Source organism: Paenibacillus agri, from assembly GCF_013359945.1.
In the GTDB taxonomy this organism is placed as follows: Bacteria; Bacillota; Bacilli; order Paenibacillales; family Paenibacillaceae; genus Paenibacillus_AQ; species Paenibacillus_AQ agri.
In genome coordinates, this window is the sequence record NZ_JABWCS010000215.1 from 120,604 (window position 1) to 136,187 (window position 15,584).

19 protein-coding genes are annotated in these 15,584 nt (G+C 50.6%); 16 read left to right on the forward strand and 3 right to left on the reverse strand.

The genetic code is table 11. The features are described 5' to 3' along the window. Positions 1-71 precede the first annotated feature (71 nt). Both HPT30_RS19710 and HPT30_RS19715 read right to left on the reverse strand, forming a co-directional pair. On the reverse strand, positions 72-404 hold the full coding sequence (locus tag HPT30_RS19710; RefSeq protein WP_175373039.1) for a hypothetical protein: 333 nt from the start codon (positions 402-404) through the stop codon (positions 72-74). A 7-nt stretch (positions 405-411) separates the two neighbouring features. Continuing rightward, on the reverse strand, positions 412-1,350 hold the full coding sequence (locus tag HPT30_RS19715; RefSeq protein WP_376767050.1) for a DUF1385 domain-containing protein: 939 nt from the start codon (positions 1,348-1,350) through the stop codon (positions 412-414). Positions 1,351-1,566: 216 nt separating this feature from the next. Here HPT30_RS19715 and HPT30_RS19720 point away from each other — a divergent pair, with 216 nt between their 5' ends. The 5 genes from HPT30_RS19720 (at position 1,567) to HPT30_RS19740 (ending at position 6,045) form a co-directional block, all read left to right on the forward strand. Further along, positions 1,567-2,058 (forward strand): YqhR family membrane protein, encoded by a 492-nt coding sequence (locus tag HPT30_RS19720; protein WP_175373041.1) that lies wholly within the window; start codon positions 1,567-1,569, stop codon positions 2,056-2,058. Between the two features lie 75 nt (positions 2,059-2,133). After that, the gene (locus tag HPT30_RS19725) at positions 2,134-3,204 is read left to right on the forward strand and encodes a M24 family metallopeptidase (RefSeq protein ID WP_175373042.1); all 1,071 of its coding nucleotides are present in this window, start codon (positions 2,134-2,136) and stop codon (positions 3,202-3,204) included. 93 nt (positions 3,205-3,297) lie between these two features. Next, positions 3,298-3,855, forward strand: coding sequence for an elongation factor P (gene efp / locus HPT30_RS19730; RefSeq protein ID WP_175373043.1), 558 nt, complete (start codon positions 3,298-3,300; stop codon positions 3,853-3,855). Between the two features lie 268 nt (positions 3,856-4,123). Continuing rightward, a complete protein-coding gene (locus HPT30_RS19735) occupies positions 4,124-5,377 on the forward strand; it encodes an aspartate kinase (protein ID WP_175373044.1) in 1,254 nt (417 codons plus the stop codon). A 218-nt stretch (positions 5,378-5,595) separates the two neighbouring features. Continuing rightward, positions 5,596-6,045: a hypothetical protein gene (locus tag HPT30_RS19740; RefSeq protein WP_175373045.1), complete on the forward strand. Its 450-nt coding sequence runs from the start codon at positions 5,596-5,598 to the stop codon at positions 6,043-6,045. 113 nt (positions 6,046-6,158) lie between these two features. Here HPT30_RS19740 and HPT30_RS19745 read toward each other — a convergent pair whose 3' ends face one another. Further along, positions 6,159-7,025, reverse strand: coding sequence for a YitT family protein (locus tag HPT30_RS19745; protein ID WP_175373046.1), 867 nt, complete (start codon positions 7,023-7,025; stop codon positions 6,159-6,161). A 226-nt stretch (positions 7,026-7,251) separates the two neighbouring features. Between HPT30_RS19745 and HPT30_RS19750 the strand changes: the two genes are divergently transcribed. The 11 genes from HPT30_RS19750 to accC all read left to right on the forward strand — a co-directional run bounded on the left by HPT30_RS19750 (position 7,252) and on the right by accC (position 15,508). Beyond that, positions 7,252-7,515: a YqhV family protein gene (locus HPT30_RS19750; RefSeq protein ID WP_376767049.1), complete on the forward strand. Its 264-nt coding sequence runs from the start codon at positions 7,252-7,254 to the stop codon at positions 7,513-7,515. 83 nt (positions 7,516-7,598) lie between these two features. Further along, positions 7,599-8,600 carry a stage III sporulation protein AA gene (gene spoIIIAA, locus HPT30_RS19755; RefSeq protein ID WP_175373047.1) on the forward strand — a complete coding sequence of 334 codons (1,002 nt, stop codon included), beginning with the start codon at positions 7,599-7,601 and terminating at the stop codon, positions 8,598-8,600. Further along, a complete protein-coding gene (spoIIIAB, locus tag HPT30_RS19760; RefSeq protein WP_175373048.1) occupies positions 8,593-9,111 on the forward strand; it encodes a stage III sporulation protein SpoIIIAB in 519 nt (172 codons plus the stop codon). The genes spoIIIAA and spoIIIAB overlap by 8 nt, the downstream gene beginning before the upstream one ends. Before the next feature lie 13 nt (positions 9,112-9,124). Next, positions 9,125-9,328, forward strand: a complete 204-nt coding sequence (spoIIIAC, locus tag HPT30_RS19765; protein WP_025335735.1) for a stage III sporulation protein AC — start codon at positions 9,125-9,127, stop codon at positions 9,326-9,328. A gap of 12 nt (positions 9,329-9,340) precedes the next feature. Next, positions 9,341-9,730, forward strand: a complete 390-nt coding sequence (spoIIIAD, locus tag HPT30_RS19770; protein ID WP_066363745.1) for a stage III sporulation protein AD — start codon at positions 9,341-9,343, stop codon at positions 9,728-9,730. 47 nt (positions 9,731-9,777) lie between these two features. Continuing rightward, positions 9,778-11,004, forward strand: a complete 1,227-nt coding sequence (gene spoIIIAE / locus HPT30_RS19775; RefSeq protein WP_175373049.1) for a stage III sporulation protein AE — start codon at positions 9,778-9,780, stop codon at positions 11,002-11,004. Positions 11,005-11,086: 82 nt separating this feature from the next. Then, on the forward strand, positions 11,087-11,845 hold the full coding sequence (spoIIIAF, locus tag HPT30_RS19780; protein WP_175373050.1) for a stage III sporulation protein AF: 759 nt from the start codon (positions 11,087-11,089) through the stop codon (positions 11,843-11,845). Between the two features lie 46 nt (positions 11,846-11,891). Next, on the forward strand, positions 11,892-12,533 hold the full coding sequence (gene spoIIIAG, locus HPT30_RS19785; RefSeq protein WP_175373051.1) for a stage III sporulation protein AG: 642 nt from the start codon (positions 11,892-11,894) through the stop codon (positions 12,531-12,533). Positions 12,534-12,564: 31 nt separating this feature from the next. Further along, positions 12,565-13,455 (forward strand): SpoIIIAH-like family protein, encoded by an 891-nt coding sequence (locus HPT30_RS19790; protein ID WP_175373052.1) that lies wholly within the window; start codon positions 12,565-12,567, stop codon positions 13,453-13,455. A gap of 148 nt (positions 13,456-13,603) precedes the next feature. Next, positions 13,604-14,110, forward strand: a complete 507-nt coding sequence (gene accB, locus HPT30_RS19795) for an acetyl-CoA carboxylase biotin carboxyl carrier protein (RefSeq protein WP_175373053.1) — start codon at positions 13,604-13,606, stop codon at positions 14,108-14,110. A gap of 54 nt (positions 14,111-14,164) precedes the next feature. After that, on the forward strand, positions 14,165-15,508 hold the full coding sequence (gene accC / locus HPT30_RS19800; RefSeq protein WP_175373054.1) for an acetyl-CoA carboxylase biotin carboxylase subunit: 1,344 nt from the start codon (positions 14,165-14,167) through the stop codon (positions 15,506-15,508). Positions 15,509-15,584: the final 76 nt, after the last annotated feature.

The following is a 15,584-nucleotide window of genomic DNA, read 5'->3' on the forward strand; positions in this document are numbered from 1 at the left end:
TTTAGTTACTGAAGTGCAGACTTATTGAAAAAGGCATCCCACGCGTTAAAACGTGGAGATGCCTTTTTACATTAATGATATTTGGGTAGGTGATCATCGTTCTTGCCTTTGCTGCCTTCGATGACCTGGAATGGATAGCTTTTGCGTTTACCGGGCGAGGCCTGGCTCTTGCGGATGCCAGCTACCTTGGCCATCGTTTTCTGGGAAGGCTTTACCTTGATCTTCGATCCACGTGGACTTCCGCTAAAGGCACGTTTTTTGAAGAAATAATAGATCACAGCGATCAAGAGAACCGGGATAATCAGTTCAGATAAAGCCCCCCAATCACTATCGATGATCGAGTACACCAGTCCGAATGCTGCCAGCAGTATTGCACTCCAAAAAATCAAAGCATGCCTGTTCATAGGCCACTCATCCTTTCGCCGGATCCAATATGCCTGACACACTTGCTCCTGCATAACCCTTTGCTTCGATCTCTGCGTCCAACTCCCGCATGCGGTTGAAGGAAGCGATAGATACCTCTACCTGTTCGTCTTTAGGCTCTTTCGTTGTGAGCAATTGAAGCCACAGACCCGGATAGCCCAGGTACTTCAGTCCCGGTACGTCGCGTACCGCGTTTGTTCCCTTCAATACTTCAAAGGAGACTCCGATAACGACTGGCAGCAATATAATCCGCTGAATTACACGTTCCCACAGACTATCCCATGGAACTACAGAGTAGATAATTACGCCAAGCACAATGGTCAGCATCATGAAGCTGCTTCCGCAGCGGTAATGCAGGCGGCTGTACTTCTGCACGTTGCGCACGGTCAATTCCTCACCGGCTTCAAAAGCGCTGATGACCTTATGCTCCGCCCCGTGATACTGGAAGAGCCGCTTGATAACCGGTGTCTGGGAGATCGCCCATAGATAGACCAGCAGCAGAATCAGCTTAATGGCACCTTCTATGATGTTGTGCAAAACATAGTTGTCGAATACATTTTTAAATAAAAAACTTTCAAGAAATACCGGTACGAGGGTAAAAATTACCTTACCAAAAATAAAAGAAAGAATACCCATGACAGCGACGCCAAAGATCATTCCAAGACTCCAGCCCTCTTCCTTATCCTTCTTCTTGGGTTTGGCGGCTTCTTCTGGATCTACCTCATCCTCGGCATAAGATTCTGCGGAATAGTTCAGGTGTTTGGAGCCCTTGGCGCTGGCATCTATAATACTGACAAGGCCGCGAAGCAGCGGAATCTTGCGGAGTTTGACGACCCAGCTCTTGTCGCTTTTCGGCACCTCCAAAAATGTGATTTCCTGATTCTTGCGCCGTACGGCTGTTACGTTGACATGCTTGCCGCCGAACATGACGCCTTCAATGACGGCTTGGCCGCCGTAGCTTGGAGTTTCCTGGGACAACCCATTCACCTTCCCGTTTGTAATATATTTGTATATCCCTCATTGTAACTAATTTTTACGGACATTACTAGTTGGATCGGCTTTTGCTGTACATACTATCCATTAGAGAGAGGATAAGGATGTTTAGGCCGTATTAAACCAATGAGGAAAGGGTGTACAGCCAAGATGAGCAAGCCGCAACAACAGAGAACAGTGCATACAAATCCGTTTGTGTTTGCCTTGGAGCTCGGCTTTTTTGCCGGATTGTTCTGGGGAGGTGCCCGCTGGATCATGTATACACTACACTTTACCAAGGTCATTCCCGCATTTTTGGCGGAGCCTTTCTTTAAGCATGAGTTTTTGCTGAAGCCAGCCGGTCATCTGATCGGTTACTTGTCCTTTATTCTCCTGTCGGTGATCGCTACCCTGATTTATGTATTCGTGTTCCGCTGGTTAAAGGGACCGTGGCCGGGGATGATTTATGGAGTACTCTGGTGGGCAGGCCTCTTCCTGGCGGGCTCCTGGCTCTTCCTGTTGCAGCGTCCGTTCCGGCTGCCATGGAATTCGGTGATCAGTGAATTTTGCGTTTTTTTACTCTGGGGACTGTTTATCGGGTATACCGTTGCGATGGAGTACACGGATGAGCGCAAGCGGGAACGGAAAAGCATACTTACTTAAACGCCTCAAAAAAACTTCTCAAGGGCATAACCCTATGTTAAAATACAATGTGGCTATTTTGAGAGGAGAATGAAAATGGGCAACAAGCGTGTCTCCAAGCTGCGCAAGGCTTTGCTGGATCAAGGTTTGGATGCGATCTTAATTACCAGCGACATCAACCGCCGCTATTTGAGCGGATTTACCGGGTCGTCAGGATATGTGCTCGTCACAGGTGACGAGGCTTACTTGCTGACAGACTTCAGGTATATGACACAGGCAGCGGATCAATCAAACGGATTAAAAGTGGTAGAGCACGCTTCCAAGTTTCTAGATACGGTACGTGAATTGCTGCCAGCAGGCAACAATGTGCGTATTGGCTTTGAACAGGATCAAGTGGCTTACAGCGCTTATACAGCTTATGCGGAAGCCTTAAAGCCGGCTGAGCTGGTTCCGGTATCCAAGGCTGTTGAGAACCTGCGTACCTACAAGGATGAAGAAGAGTTGGCTGTCATGAGACGGGCCGGCGCGCTCGCGGATGATACTTTCCGCCATATTCTGAATGTGATCAAACCGGGCATGACCGAACGTGATGTGGATCTGGAGATGGAATTCTACATGCGTACCCATGGAGCAACGTCTTCGTCCTTTGATACGATCGTCGCTTCCGGTGAACGTTCGTCGATGCCGCATGGTGTGGCGAGCAGTCGTGTGATTAAGGGGAACGAGTTCATAACTTTGGACTTTGGTGCTCTGCTTGACGGCTACTGCTCCGACCTGACGCGGACCATTGCGCTAGGATCGCCTGATCCGAAGCTGAAAGAGATTTATGATATTGTGCTGGAGGCTCAGCTACATACGCTGGCAAATATCAAACCGGGTATGACCGGACGTGAATGCGACGCACTGGCGCGTGATATCATTACGCGTTATGGATACGGCGAGCAGTTCGGACACAGCACCGGCCATGGCCTTGGCATGGAAGTGCATGAATGGCCACGTCTCTCCAAGCTCAGTGATGAGATTATGGAGCCAGGCATGGTAGTTACCGTAGAGCCGGGAATTTATCTGCCGGGTCTCGGCGGCGTGCGCATTGAAGATGATGTAGTGATTACGGAAAGCGGCATTTCGCTGCTGACGCACTCGTCCAAAGAGTACACCATTTTGTAAGTTGGCTTTAAGCCCATGAGTAGCTTTCGAACGGGAAGACTATATTTTCTCATCAGGGTTCCATTATAATTATTGATTTCAGGAGGGGTATTTGTGATTTCAGTTAACGATTTCAAAACAGGTTTGACCGTAGAGGTGGACGGAGATATCTTCACCGTTCTTGATTTCCAGCATGTTAAGCCAGGTAAAGGTGCGGCATTCGTACGCTCCAAGCTTAAAAACCTGCGTAACGGTAACACTGTTGAGCGTACCTTCCGTGCAGGCGAAACTATCGGCCGCGCGATCATCGAAAACCGTGGTGTACAGTACCTGTATGCCAGCGGTTCGGAGCACGCATTCATGGACAACGAAACTTACGATCAATTCGAACTGTCCAGCAAGCAGCTTGAATGGGAACTTAACTTCCTGAAAGAAAACATGACTGTGAACATTGTAAGCTACCAAGGCGAGATCCTTGGGATCAACCTGCCTACCAGCGTAGAGCTGAAGGTTGCTGAAACTGAGCCAGGCGTGAAAGGTAACACCGCTCAAGGTGCTACTAAATCTGCTAAGCTTGAGACTGGCCACACTGTACAAGTGCCTCTGTTCATCAACGAAGGCGATGTTCTTCTGATCGATACCCGCGAAGGTAAATACATCTCCCGCGCGTAGTCGTAAGGGAGAGTGTTCCATATCAGACTTTATTGCGTACAAGCCCCCCGCATTAGCGGCGGGGCTTGTACGTGTTTGGGTTTCCCGAACAATCATTTTCCTGTTAAAATGGCCCTGTGAGGGGCCTGATTCCGGACAATCCAAGAATTGCCCGGATATTTTTTTGTGAAACCATTAACGCATAACACTAATTTCGTATTATACTGATTTAAAGCGGGAAACTGAAAGCAAGATACTACATAGACCGAAATAGGGAGTGAATGGGACTTTGTCACTTTATGTTATGAAATTCGGGGGCAGCTCCGTCGGCGACATCGAACGTATGAAGCGGGTCGCAGGACGTATTGCACAGAAGCAGGATGAGGGCCACCGCTGTGTTGTAGTTGTATCCGCCATGGGTGATACGACAGATGATTTAATTGATCAGGCGAAGGAACTGAACGCTCAGCCACCAGCGCGTGAAATGGATATGCTGATGACTACGGGTGAGCAGATCTCTGTCGCTCTGTTGTCTATCGCGCTGCATGGAATTGGCCGGGACGCTGTGTCCTATACAGGCTGGCAGGCTGGATTCCGTACGGATGAGACGCACGGACGCGCTCGCATTAACGAAATTTTGCCTGGCCGCGTGCTGGAGTCTCTGGAGAAGAACCAGATTGTCATCGTTGCCGGATTCCAGGGGATGACTGTGGACGGTGAGATCACCACGCTGGGTCGTGGTGGTTCTGACACAACGGCTGTTGCACTTGCAGCTGCGATCAAAGCAGATGTGTGTGAAATCTACACCGATGTCGACGGGATCTACTCAACTGACCCGCGGATCGTGAAGACTGCGCGCAAACTGAAGGAAATCTCTTACGACGAGATGCTGGAGCTCGCCAATCTGGGCGCTGCTGTTCTGCATCCGCGTGCCGTGGAGTATGCCAAACGTCATCAAGTCAAGCTGGTCGTCAGATCAAGCTTTAACCATAATGAAGGTACTGTTGTGAAGGAGGAAACAAACATGGAGCAGGGAGTAGTGGTAAGCGGTATTGCCTACGATAAGAACGTGGCACGGATCAGCATTTTGGGAGTGCCTGATGTGCCGGGCGTACTCGCACAAGTCTTCGGCAAGCTGGCCGGAGAAGGCATCGATGTGGATATTATTGTACAGAGTGGCGTGCAAGGGGAGCAAGCAGATTTCTCCTTTACCGTCTCGCTGGATGATCTGGACCGTGCCAAGGGAGTAATCAAGGAGCTGCACAGCGCACTGCCATACCGTGAAGTGACCTCCGAAGATAATCTTATTAAAGTATCCATTGTCGGCGCTGGCATGGTCAGCCATCCTGGAGTAGCAGCTCAAATGTTCGAGGTAATCTCCAATCAGGGCGTCAGCATCAAGATGGTGAGCACGTCCGAGATCAAGGTATCTTGTGTCATTGAATCCGGCAATCTGCAAAACATCATTCAGGCGCTTCACACCGCCTATAATTTGGATACCACTGAGCAAGCTTTTGTTGGCGGACCACAAGACCGCCGTTAAGTTATACGTGAGCACACAAACAGGGATGTCAGCAGCCATTACGGCTGTTGGCATCCCTTTTTTTGCGAAAAAGAAAACGCATTATCTCAGTTGCCCGTATGCTCTTTGGGAAACCTGGAAAATGTGCATAAATCTACCGGATAAGCATGTGTTTTAAAGGGTAGTCCACGATAATCAACTCTCTCAGTCATATGATACAAGCAGGAGGTGAAAAACTTATGACTATTCAATTTATTGATTTGAGAGTCTCCAATCAAGCTGCGTCTGATTCGACACCGGTAACTATTCCGCTAGCTGCCACGCCCTTTGTATTCGGTGATATTGGGATTCAGACCGCCGGGGTGTTGCCGGAGAATCATGGCAATGTTCGTGTGCTCTTGTCAGGTTTTGTGAAAACGGAAAATAATCCACAGTTCAATACCAACACTATTAATGTCCGCAGAAATGGCACAGTTATTTTTACAACGACTTTTGGGGTGGCGCTCAGCAGAGAAAATGAAATGATTGGATTTAATGCGGTTGATGTACCCCCGGCTGTGGATGTTGCAACAGGACAGATTCAGTATACCTGCGAAATTTTCACTAATGCTGCTGTTACCGACAACTTGAACAACGTTCAGGCGAGAAATTTCAGTGGAACAGCGGCCGCTGGCAATTTCACAGGTTAGAAGACTTCCCGAAGTCTATAACAAATAAGGCCTGCACGAAAGTGACTTGTGAGAAAAGTCTCTTCCTGCAGGCCATTTATATTCATTTTGAGAGAAAAGATAGGGTGCTATTACTAGCTGAGTCTTCTGAATCTACCCAGAATCTCTACCGTCTCCAGCACATTGACGAAAGCTTTGGGATCGGTCTCCAGGATCGTCTTCCTAAGCTCTGACAGCTCATAACGGGTTGTGACCGTCATCAGCATGGTATTTCCCTCGTGGCTGTAGCCACCTTCCGCATTCACTACGGTAACCCCATGGGGCAGGAGCGTGAGCCGATTCAGCATCTTCTCCCGTTCCTTGGTGACGATGAAGCAGGTCAGTTTGACGTGGCGGATATGTATCATATCCACGACCCGGCTCTTGACGAAGATGCATAGCATGGCATAGAGGGCCGAATCCCAGCTTTTGAAGAAGCCAAGACTCAGAATCACAATTCCGTCCATTACGAACAGGATCGACCCCATCGGAATATCGTGCTTGCGGGTAATAATAGAGCCAAGAATATCAAAGCCCCCGGATGAACCACCCACTCGCAGCGCAAAGCCAACACCACAGGCAATAATCACCCCGCCAAAAATACTGGCCAGAATCGGATCTTTGGTCAATCTTACCACCGGAATAATCGTCATAAACCAGGTTGTAGCCACCACCGAGAGCATGCTTAGACAGATATACTTCTTCCCCACAGCGACAAAGCCCCACACTAGAATCGGTAAATTCATTGCAAAATAAATTATAGAGATATATTTCGGATTGGTTAGATATCCCACTACGGATGCCGCCCCGGCTATTCCTCCGCTTAGTAGCTGGTGCGGAATCAGAAACAGACGCAGCCCGCTGGCGACCAAAAAGGCCGAAATAATAATAATTGCTACTTCTCGCGCCTGCTTCACAGCAGCTGCGCCACTTAGTCCTGCCCATAAATTCCGAACGTACATACGATATCCCCTCTTTTTTCTTATGTAAAAAAATAAATTTATCATACTGATGATATTTTCTTATCGGAATGATCACTATGATTTGTTTCACAGTCTTCCCCTTAATCTTCCCTTTCTTTCCTGTCTAATCCGGGCCCGTCCCGCATATCCATGAATAATGGCTGGAAGTAGAGAATTCAAAGGGAGCAAGAGTGTTTTTAATATTGTCAGAAGGAGATGAGCGGATTTGGACAAGTATGTAAGCTGGATGGCTGTGTTGAGAATGCTGTCCGGCAGTGCCGAGATTATAGCTGCGCTGCTTATGCTGAGGCTTAATCAGGTGGATAAGGCGTTGGCTGTCAATTCTACACTGGCTTTAGTTGGACCCACTATATTGATTCTGACCACGGCCATTGGACTTACCGGGATGGCACAGGAACTGTCTTGGGGCAAGCTGGGCTGGATTGGCTGCGGTGTTGCCTTTCTCTTAATTGGAATTCTAAAAAAATGATAGATGATAGTCATATTTGACCGGTACAAGCATAAATATGAACTAAAGCAGAAGAAGTAGAGGACAACTTGGGGGTAGCTTGTATGGCAAATGACTGGCTTCACTTATTCCCTGAAAAAGTAAGAATGCTGCTAAAAAGCCTTCCTTTGCAACTTTTATCAGCGGTAGAGGAAATCCGGGTCCGCGAAGGGCGGCCTCTCGAAATCAACTATTCCGGCAAGTATCACTTTCTAAGCGCCGATGGTAGGCTCACGCAAAAGCCAGAGGAAGCTTATCGGCCGGATCGTGAGGATAGCCACCGGCTGCTGGATCTGATCAGCAACCATTCCTTGTATACGATGGAAGAAGAGCTGCGGAAGGGGTTCATTACGATTCCTGGAGGCCATCGGATTGGACTGGCCGGACGAACTGTATTGAGCGGGGGCGGTGTGGAACATCTGCGCGACATCACCGGATTCAATGTACGTATTGCACGTGAAGTGCCGGGTGTGGCTGACAGTGTGCTTCCTTATCTGCTGGACAAAGGTCGGCTGCGGGTGCTGCATACGCTGATCCTTTCGCCGCCCCAGCATGGCAAGACCACACTGCTGCGCGATCTCGCCAGACAGATCTCCGGGGGCAGCCAGAACAGGCAAGGCGGGAGCCGGCAAGGTCTCAAGGTGGGTATCGTCGATGAACGATCCGAGATTGCTGGAAGCAGACGCGGGATCCCCGCCTTCGATGTAGGCCCACGCACTGACATTTTGGATGGCTGCCCCAAAGCGGAAGGAATGATGATGATGATTCGTTCGCTCTCCCCAGATGTCATTATTGCCGACGAGATCGGTCGTCCCGAGGATGCCGATGCCGTAACTGAAGCGCTGCATGCAGGCATTACAGTCGTGGCTTCCGCTCACGGTAAGGAAGTGGCCGAGCTGGCCCGCAGACCGGGGCTGGGCAGTCTGCTCGAACACAGGATGTTCGAGCGCTATGTGATTCTCCACCGCAGTGAGGCGGGATTATCCTTCCGCGTCCTGGACAGTCAGAAGCGTGCGCTGCTTCCCGGCGCACCGGGAGAGCGGACAGGCGGTGAACGCCATGCTTAAACTGTTCGGCGCCGTGCTGGTCGTGCTAGCCGGTACATTGGCCGGGTTCCAGCGGGCCAGGCAGTATGCCGACCGTCCCCGGAACATCCGTAGCCTGATCGCCGCCCTGCAGCGGCTGGAGACCGAGATCATGTACGGCTTTACGCCGCTGCCGGAAGCGCTGCGGCGGATTGGACAGCAGTGCAAGGAGCCGCTGAGAGCCTTGTTTGTCCAAGCTGCGGAGGAAATGTCTCCGCCGCATGATCGCAGCGCCGAGGAGGCCTTCGGCCGGGCTATGGAGGCACACTGGAAGGCCGCAGCGCTGAAGGGCGCGGAGAAAGAAGTTATAAGGCAGCTAAGCTGTACGCTTGGCACCAGCGACAGGTCGAACCAGAGCAACCATATCGCGCTGGCTTTGCAGCAATTAAAGCAGGAAGAGACGGCGGCCAGAGAAGATCAGGGCAAATACGAAACGATGAGCAAAAGCCTGGGTCTGCTGCTTGGAGCATTGATCGTCATTTTGATCTTTTAGCGAGGTGCCAGGAATGAATATTGAAGTGAATGCCATCTTCCAAATTGCCGGCATTGGCATCATCATCGCCATGATTCATACCGTGCTGAAGCAGATGGGCAAAGAGGATATCGCCCATTGGGTCACAGTCATCGGGTTCGTCGTCGTGCTGTTCATGGTCATCCGCATGCTGGACGGACTGCTCCAGGAAATCAAAACGATCTTTCTTTTTCAATAGGCGCGGCGTGTCATGGAGATCATTCAAGTTGTAGGGATCGGGCTCATGTCGACCATATTGATACTCGTCCTGAAGGAACAGAAGCCGATGTTCGCCTTCCTGCTCACAGCTGCCACAGGAGTTCTGATCTTTCTGCTCCTGATTGGCAAAATCGGGATGGTCCTCTCCACGCTGGAGCGGATCGCCGAATCCTCCGGGATGGAAATGATCTACCTGAAGACCATCTTCAAAATTATCGGGATTTCCTACATTGCCGAATTTGGCGCCCAGGTGGTGCGTGACGCAGGCCAGGAATCGATTGCCTCAAAGATTGAGCTGGCTGGAAAAATACTGATCATGGTGCTGGCCGTGCCCATTATCAGCATTATTATTGAAACGGTCATGAAGCTTTTGCCCGCATAGGGTCTTAAATAACTACGAACGCGAAAGAGGAACAGGGAGGAGAAGCCATGCCGGAGCGCCGCAAGTTTCGCCCTCCGCCGTTCAAAATCATACTGCTTCTGCTCCCCTGCCTCGTGATGCTGTGGTGTGCCGGGAGCGCCGCTGCTTCGCCAGCGCCTACTCCAGCAGGAAGCTCATCGCCGGTGGATCAATGGGTGAAAAGCCAGGTAGAGAGCCTTCCCAAAGATAAAGTGGACAAATACTGGGATCAGCTGATGAAGGATTACGGCGGATTTTTCCCGGACGGGGCCACCCCTACCCTCATGGATATGCTGCTGCCAGGTGACAAGGGACTCAGCATGAAAGGGGTGCTGTCAGGTCTCGGGGCGTACATGTGGCACGAGGTACTGTATAACGGCAAGCTCCTCGTCACCATTGTCATGATCAGTGTGATGAGCATGATCCTGGAGACGCTGCAGACCGCTTTTGAACGTAAAACCGTCAGTAAAGTCGCGTATACCCTCTGTTATATGGTAGTGCTCGTCATTGCCGTTAACAGTTTCAATATTGCTATCGGTTATGCCAAGGATGCGATCGACAGGATGATTGATTTCATGATGGCGATGATTCCTCTGCTCTTCGCGCTTCTCGCTTCTATGGGGAACATCATCACGGTCTCGGTCACTCATCCACTAATTGTGTTCATGATCCATACGGTCGGCACCTTAATTCACACCATGGTTTTCCCGCTGCTATTCTTCTCGGCCGTGCTGCATCTGGTCAGCTCGTTGTCCGAGAAATACAAGCTTACCCAACTAGCCAATCTGCTGCGCAATATCGGTGCCGGGCTGCTGGGGGTACTGCTGACTGTGTTTCTGGGCGTCATATCCGTCAGGGGCATTACCAGCTCGGTCACTGACGGGGTTACGATCAGGGCTGCAAAGTATATAACGGGAAATTTTGTTCCGGTCATCGGTAAAATGTTCGCGGATGCCACGGACACCGTCATTTCTGCTTCACTGCTGGTGAAGAACGCCATTGGATTGTCGGGAGTTATCATTATTTTGTTCCTCTGTGCGTTTCCGGCAATCAAAATCCTGGTGCTTGCACTCATCTATAATGTTGCTGCCGCTGTTATGCAGCCGCTCGGCGAGACACCGATCGTAACCTGCCTGCAGACGATTGGAAAAAGTATGGTGTATGTGTTCGCCGCCTTGGCTGCAGTCTCGCTGATGTTCTTCCTGGCCGTCACGATTATGCTGACCGCAGGCAATGTCACGGTAATGATGAGGTGAGTGCAGGCGGTGCTTCTGAAGCCGGATTGCAGCAGAGGATTCCGGGATGCAGCATCAGCAGCACACTTTTGGGAGGGAGACGATGACTTGGTTAAGCGATTGGCTGCGTGAGATCATCCTGGTAGTATTGCTGGCGGCTTTCGTGGAGTTGCTGCTTCCTAGCAAGTCCATGGAGCGTTATGCCAGACTGGTGCTCAGCCTGTTGATCCTGCTCACCCTGTTGAACCCCGTCGTCTCCTTGCTGAAGGGAGACGCTGCTAAGGAGCTTAGCTTGGCGATGAGTCAGCAAGAGAAGACAGGCGGAATGTTCACAAGCACTGGCAAGGGGACGGATTCGCTGGAAAAGATTCTGGCGGACGGACAGAAGTTAGCCCAGGGCCGTCAGGAGCAGAGTCTCAAGCTGGCGGCCGAGGAAGTAGCCGGACAGATGCGAGATCAGATCGCAAGTGAAATGGGCGTACGAGGTGTCCGTGTAACTGTCTCGCTGGCGATGGGCAAGCCGCCTGGGGGAAACGGTGGAGACGTCCCGGTGATCTCAGGTGTAACGGTAGCGCTGCCTGCAGCCCATTCCCCTTCAGGGGGGAAGGGAGGTGCTTCCGGCGCAGCGGTCTCCCAGCCGATTGTCATCGCCCCTGTGGAAGCTGTAGAGGTGTCTATAGGAGGCACGCCAAGTGCAGCGCCAGCCCAAACCGGGCACACGGGAGTAAAGGGCAGTGCCGGCGAGAGCGGGGAATCAAAGGAAGAAGCAAAGTTAATCACTCAGCTGCTGAAGCAAAGATGGGATCTCGATCCGGAGGTCATCCACATACAAGATCAAAGCGCAGGCGACACAAAGCTGTGAGGCCAAGCATCGACAATATGCCAAACAATGAAGGAGGGATACAGGGATGGGCAACTGGTTGAAAAAGCTGGAACAGTGGGCCGGGGGCGGACAGGGAAGCCCGAAGCGGAGCCATACGTTCCGCTGGCTGATTATTCTGGGCTTATTGGGCGCGGCGATCATGCTGTTTAATTCTTTTGTGAATGTGAAGAAGATCGACAGCGAGAATACAGGGCGGGAGCCGCCCGGCTCCGGTAGTTCACAGGCGACTATCCAGCAGGCTGATCCGGCGGTCAGCAATTCTTTTTCCGGCATAGAACAGGCTATGGAAGACCGCACCAAGGAAATTCTGGAGAAAATCGTCGGTGTGGGGACAGTGGATATTATGGTCACCGTTGATTCTACCGAGGAAATCGTCGTGCAACGAGATGTCAAAGACTCTCAGCAGAGCAGTGAAGAGACGGATGCCAACGGGGGAAAGCGTCATACGACGCAGTACACAAGAGACGGCGAGATCGTAACCTACACCCAGTCCGGCGATCAGACCCCGATCATAACGAAGCGGGTTAAACCTCAGGTGCGCGGTGTGCTGGTAGTGGCCAAAGGGGCAGAGAACAAGGTTGTCCGCAGCTTGATTGAGCAGGCAGTCCAGAAGGGTCTGAATGTACCGAGCTACAGGATTTCCGTAGTGCCGCGCAAGCAGGAATAGAAGAAGGAAAGCATAAAAGGAGGAATAAGGAATGAACGGCAAAAGACAAACGATTTGGTTAGTATCGATGCTCAGCTTGATGGTGGTCTTATCCGCGTATTATTTATTCACAGAAGACTCTGGTGCTTCAGTTCCGAAGGAGACGGCGGGCAGCATGCAGGTGGATGGCACAGCTAAGGGAACCTCCGCAAATAATATTCTTGATAAAGGCTTCGAGGTCAATGAAGTGGTGACCCAAGGTGATGTTACCGGCGATGCAGATGCTACCGCTCAGACAACTGCACAAGACCCTGCAACATTAGATGACAGCGCAGCAGCAACTACTGAGGACAGCAGCAAAGCTGCCGATAACAGTAACAATGCAGCGGCCAGCACCGGTACTTCAGATAAGACAGCCGATAAATCAGCTGCTGGGGATAAAAAATCTGACGGTAACAAAGCAACTGCTGACAGCAAGAACAGCAGCGACAAGAGTACCGATAAGAAAACCGCAGTAGCAGATGAGAAAACACCAGCCAAGAAAGATGCCGATGTCCTGGACGAAGTCGCGTCTCAAAGTGTCTCTGCAAGCAGTTTATTCAACAATTACATGTACGAGCGTGCGCAAAATAATCAGAAGCAATACCGCGATCTGATGGCTCTGATCAACGATATGGATAAGACGCCAGCTGAGAATGCTGTAGCTCAAGAACAGTTGCATGCGCTGGAAGACAAAGAGTCCAAAATCACTAATATCGAAGAGCAGCTTCAACAAAAATATGGCGAGGCCATCGTCAAGGAAGACAGTAACAATTTCTACAAAGTGATCGTTCAGAGTGACAAGCTGGATGTAAAGCAGGCGGTGAGCATTGTAGACCTGGTCATGAAGGAACTTAGTGTCACTCAGGACAAGGTCAGCGTGCAATACGTCTCCCAGCAGTAAACGATGAGAAAAAACAAAGAAAATAGCGAAAGAGCTCGGGTTATCCCGGGCTCTTTCCATTTCTAGCGTTTATGATATAATACTTAAAGTTATCTTGTCCGCGAAGAAGAGCGGTTTCGAGAGAAAGCTGAAGGAGTGAACTGATTTTATGTTCAAATTAAGCGAAATTAAGGAATTGATTAAATTGCTGGACCAGACATCCTCCGTACATGAGCTGGAGATTGACAGCGAAGGAATGAAACTGGCTATCCGCAAACCGAAACGCCCTGAGGCCGACGGAACAGCGGTTCCTTATGCCTATCCTCTGACGCAGCCTGTTCTGCAACAGCCTGTTCCGCAGCAACCAGCGGTCCAGCCAACTGTAATTGAGACACCTGTTCAGGTACAGACTCCGTCTACTCCTGCAGAAAGCACATTACATACAATCGTGTCTCCGATGGTCGGTACCTTCTATAGTGCCGCATCTCCTGAAACGCCGTCGTTTGTATCTGTCGGCGACCGTGTCAATGCCAAGACAACAGTATGCATTATCGAAGCTATGAAGCTGATGAATGAACTGGAAGCGGAAGTGAAAGGCGAAATCGTATCCGTTCTGGTCGAGAACGGCCAGCTTGTGGAATACGGCCAGCCGCTGTTCTTGGTTAAACCGGAATAATATGCCGTAAATCATGCGGAGCTAAGGCTCCGCAATACTTTTGGGAGGAAACGCATGAACATTCAAAAAGTGCTGATTGCCAACCGTGGAGAAATAGCGGTCCGCATTATCCGGGCCTGCCGTGAACTCGGCATTTCCACCGTGGCGGTCTATTCCGAGCCCGACAGGGACTCACTGCATGTCCGTCTGGCAGATGAGGCCTACTGCATTGGACCGATGCCATCCAAGGACAGCTATCTGAACTTTACTAATATTATGAGTGTTGCCACGTTGACCGAATGCGATGCTATTCATCCGGGATACGGATTTCTCGCGGAGAACGCTGATTTTGCGGAGATTTGCGAGTCTTGCAATATTACCTTTATCGGGCCTTCCCCGGAAGCGATTACGCGTATGGGTGACAAGGCTGTGGCGAAAGACACCATGAAGCAGGCCGGAGTTCCGGTTATCCCGGGTTCTGATGGCCTTGTGGGTGATGTAGAGGAAGCTGTAGCGCTGGGCCGTGAGATCGGGTATCCGATCATCGTTAAGGCAACAGCGGGCGGCGGAGGCAAGGGCATCCGGATTGCTGAGGATGAAGAATCCTTGGTGAAGCAGATTACTGCAGCCCAGCAGGAAGCACAGAAAGCCTTCGGTAACGCCGGAGTCTATCTGGAGAAATTCCTGACGGGAATGAAGCATGTCGAAATACAGATTATTGCCGATAAGCATGGCAATGTTGTCCATCTGGGCGAACGGGACTGCTCTGTGCAGCGCCGCCGTCAGAAATTGGTGGAGGAAGCGCCTTGCGCCGTACTGACACCGGAAATTCGTGAGGCCATGGGTGATGCGGCCGTACGTGCGGCGCTTGCCGTGAACTATTCCGGAGCAGGTACACTGGAATTTCTGCTAGGTCCGGATGGTAATTTCTACTTCATGGAAATGAATACCCGGATTCAAGTTGAACACCCGGTTACAGAAATGGTTACCGGTGTTGATCTTATCAAAGAAATGATTTCCGTAGCTGAAGGCAATCCGCTTTCCTTCAAGCAAGAGGATATTGTGATTAACGGCTGGTCCATTGAATGCCGGATCAATGCCGAAGATCCTGAGAAGAATTTCATGCCTTCACCGGGCAAAATCGGCTTTTATCTGCCACCGGGTGGTCTTGGCGTTCGCGTAGACAGTGGCGCCTATCCTGGGTATACTATTTCACCATTCTATGATTCCATGATTGCGAAGCTGATCGTCTGGGCACCGACCCGTCAGGAAGCTATTGCGAAGATGAAGCGCGCTCTGGGCGAGTTCGCGGTGGAAGGTATTCATACGACGATTCCGTTCCATCAAAAACTGCTTGAACATCCTGTGTTCTTGGACGGGAATTTTGACATTAAATTCCTGGAAGAGTATGAAGTTTAGGACGACTTTGCTTTGTTTGTCATAAAGTTCGCCAAATGATATAGTATGTTTAATAAGAGACGTGCTTTAAGCTTGA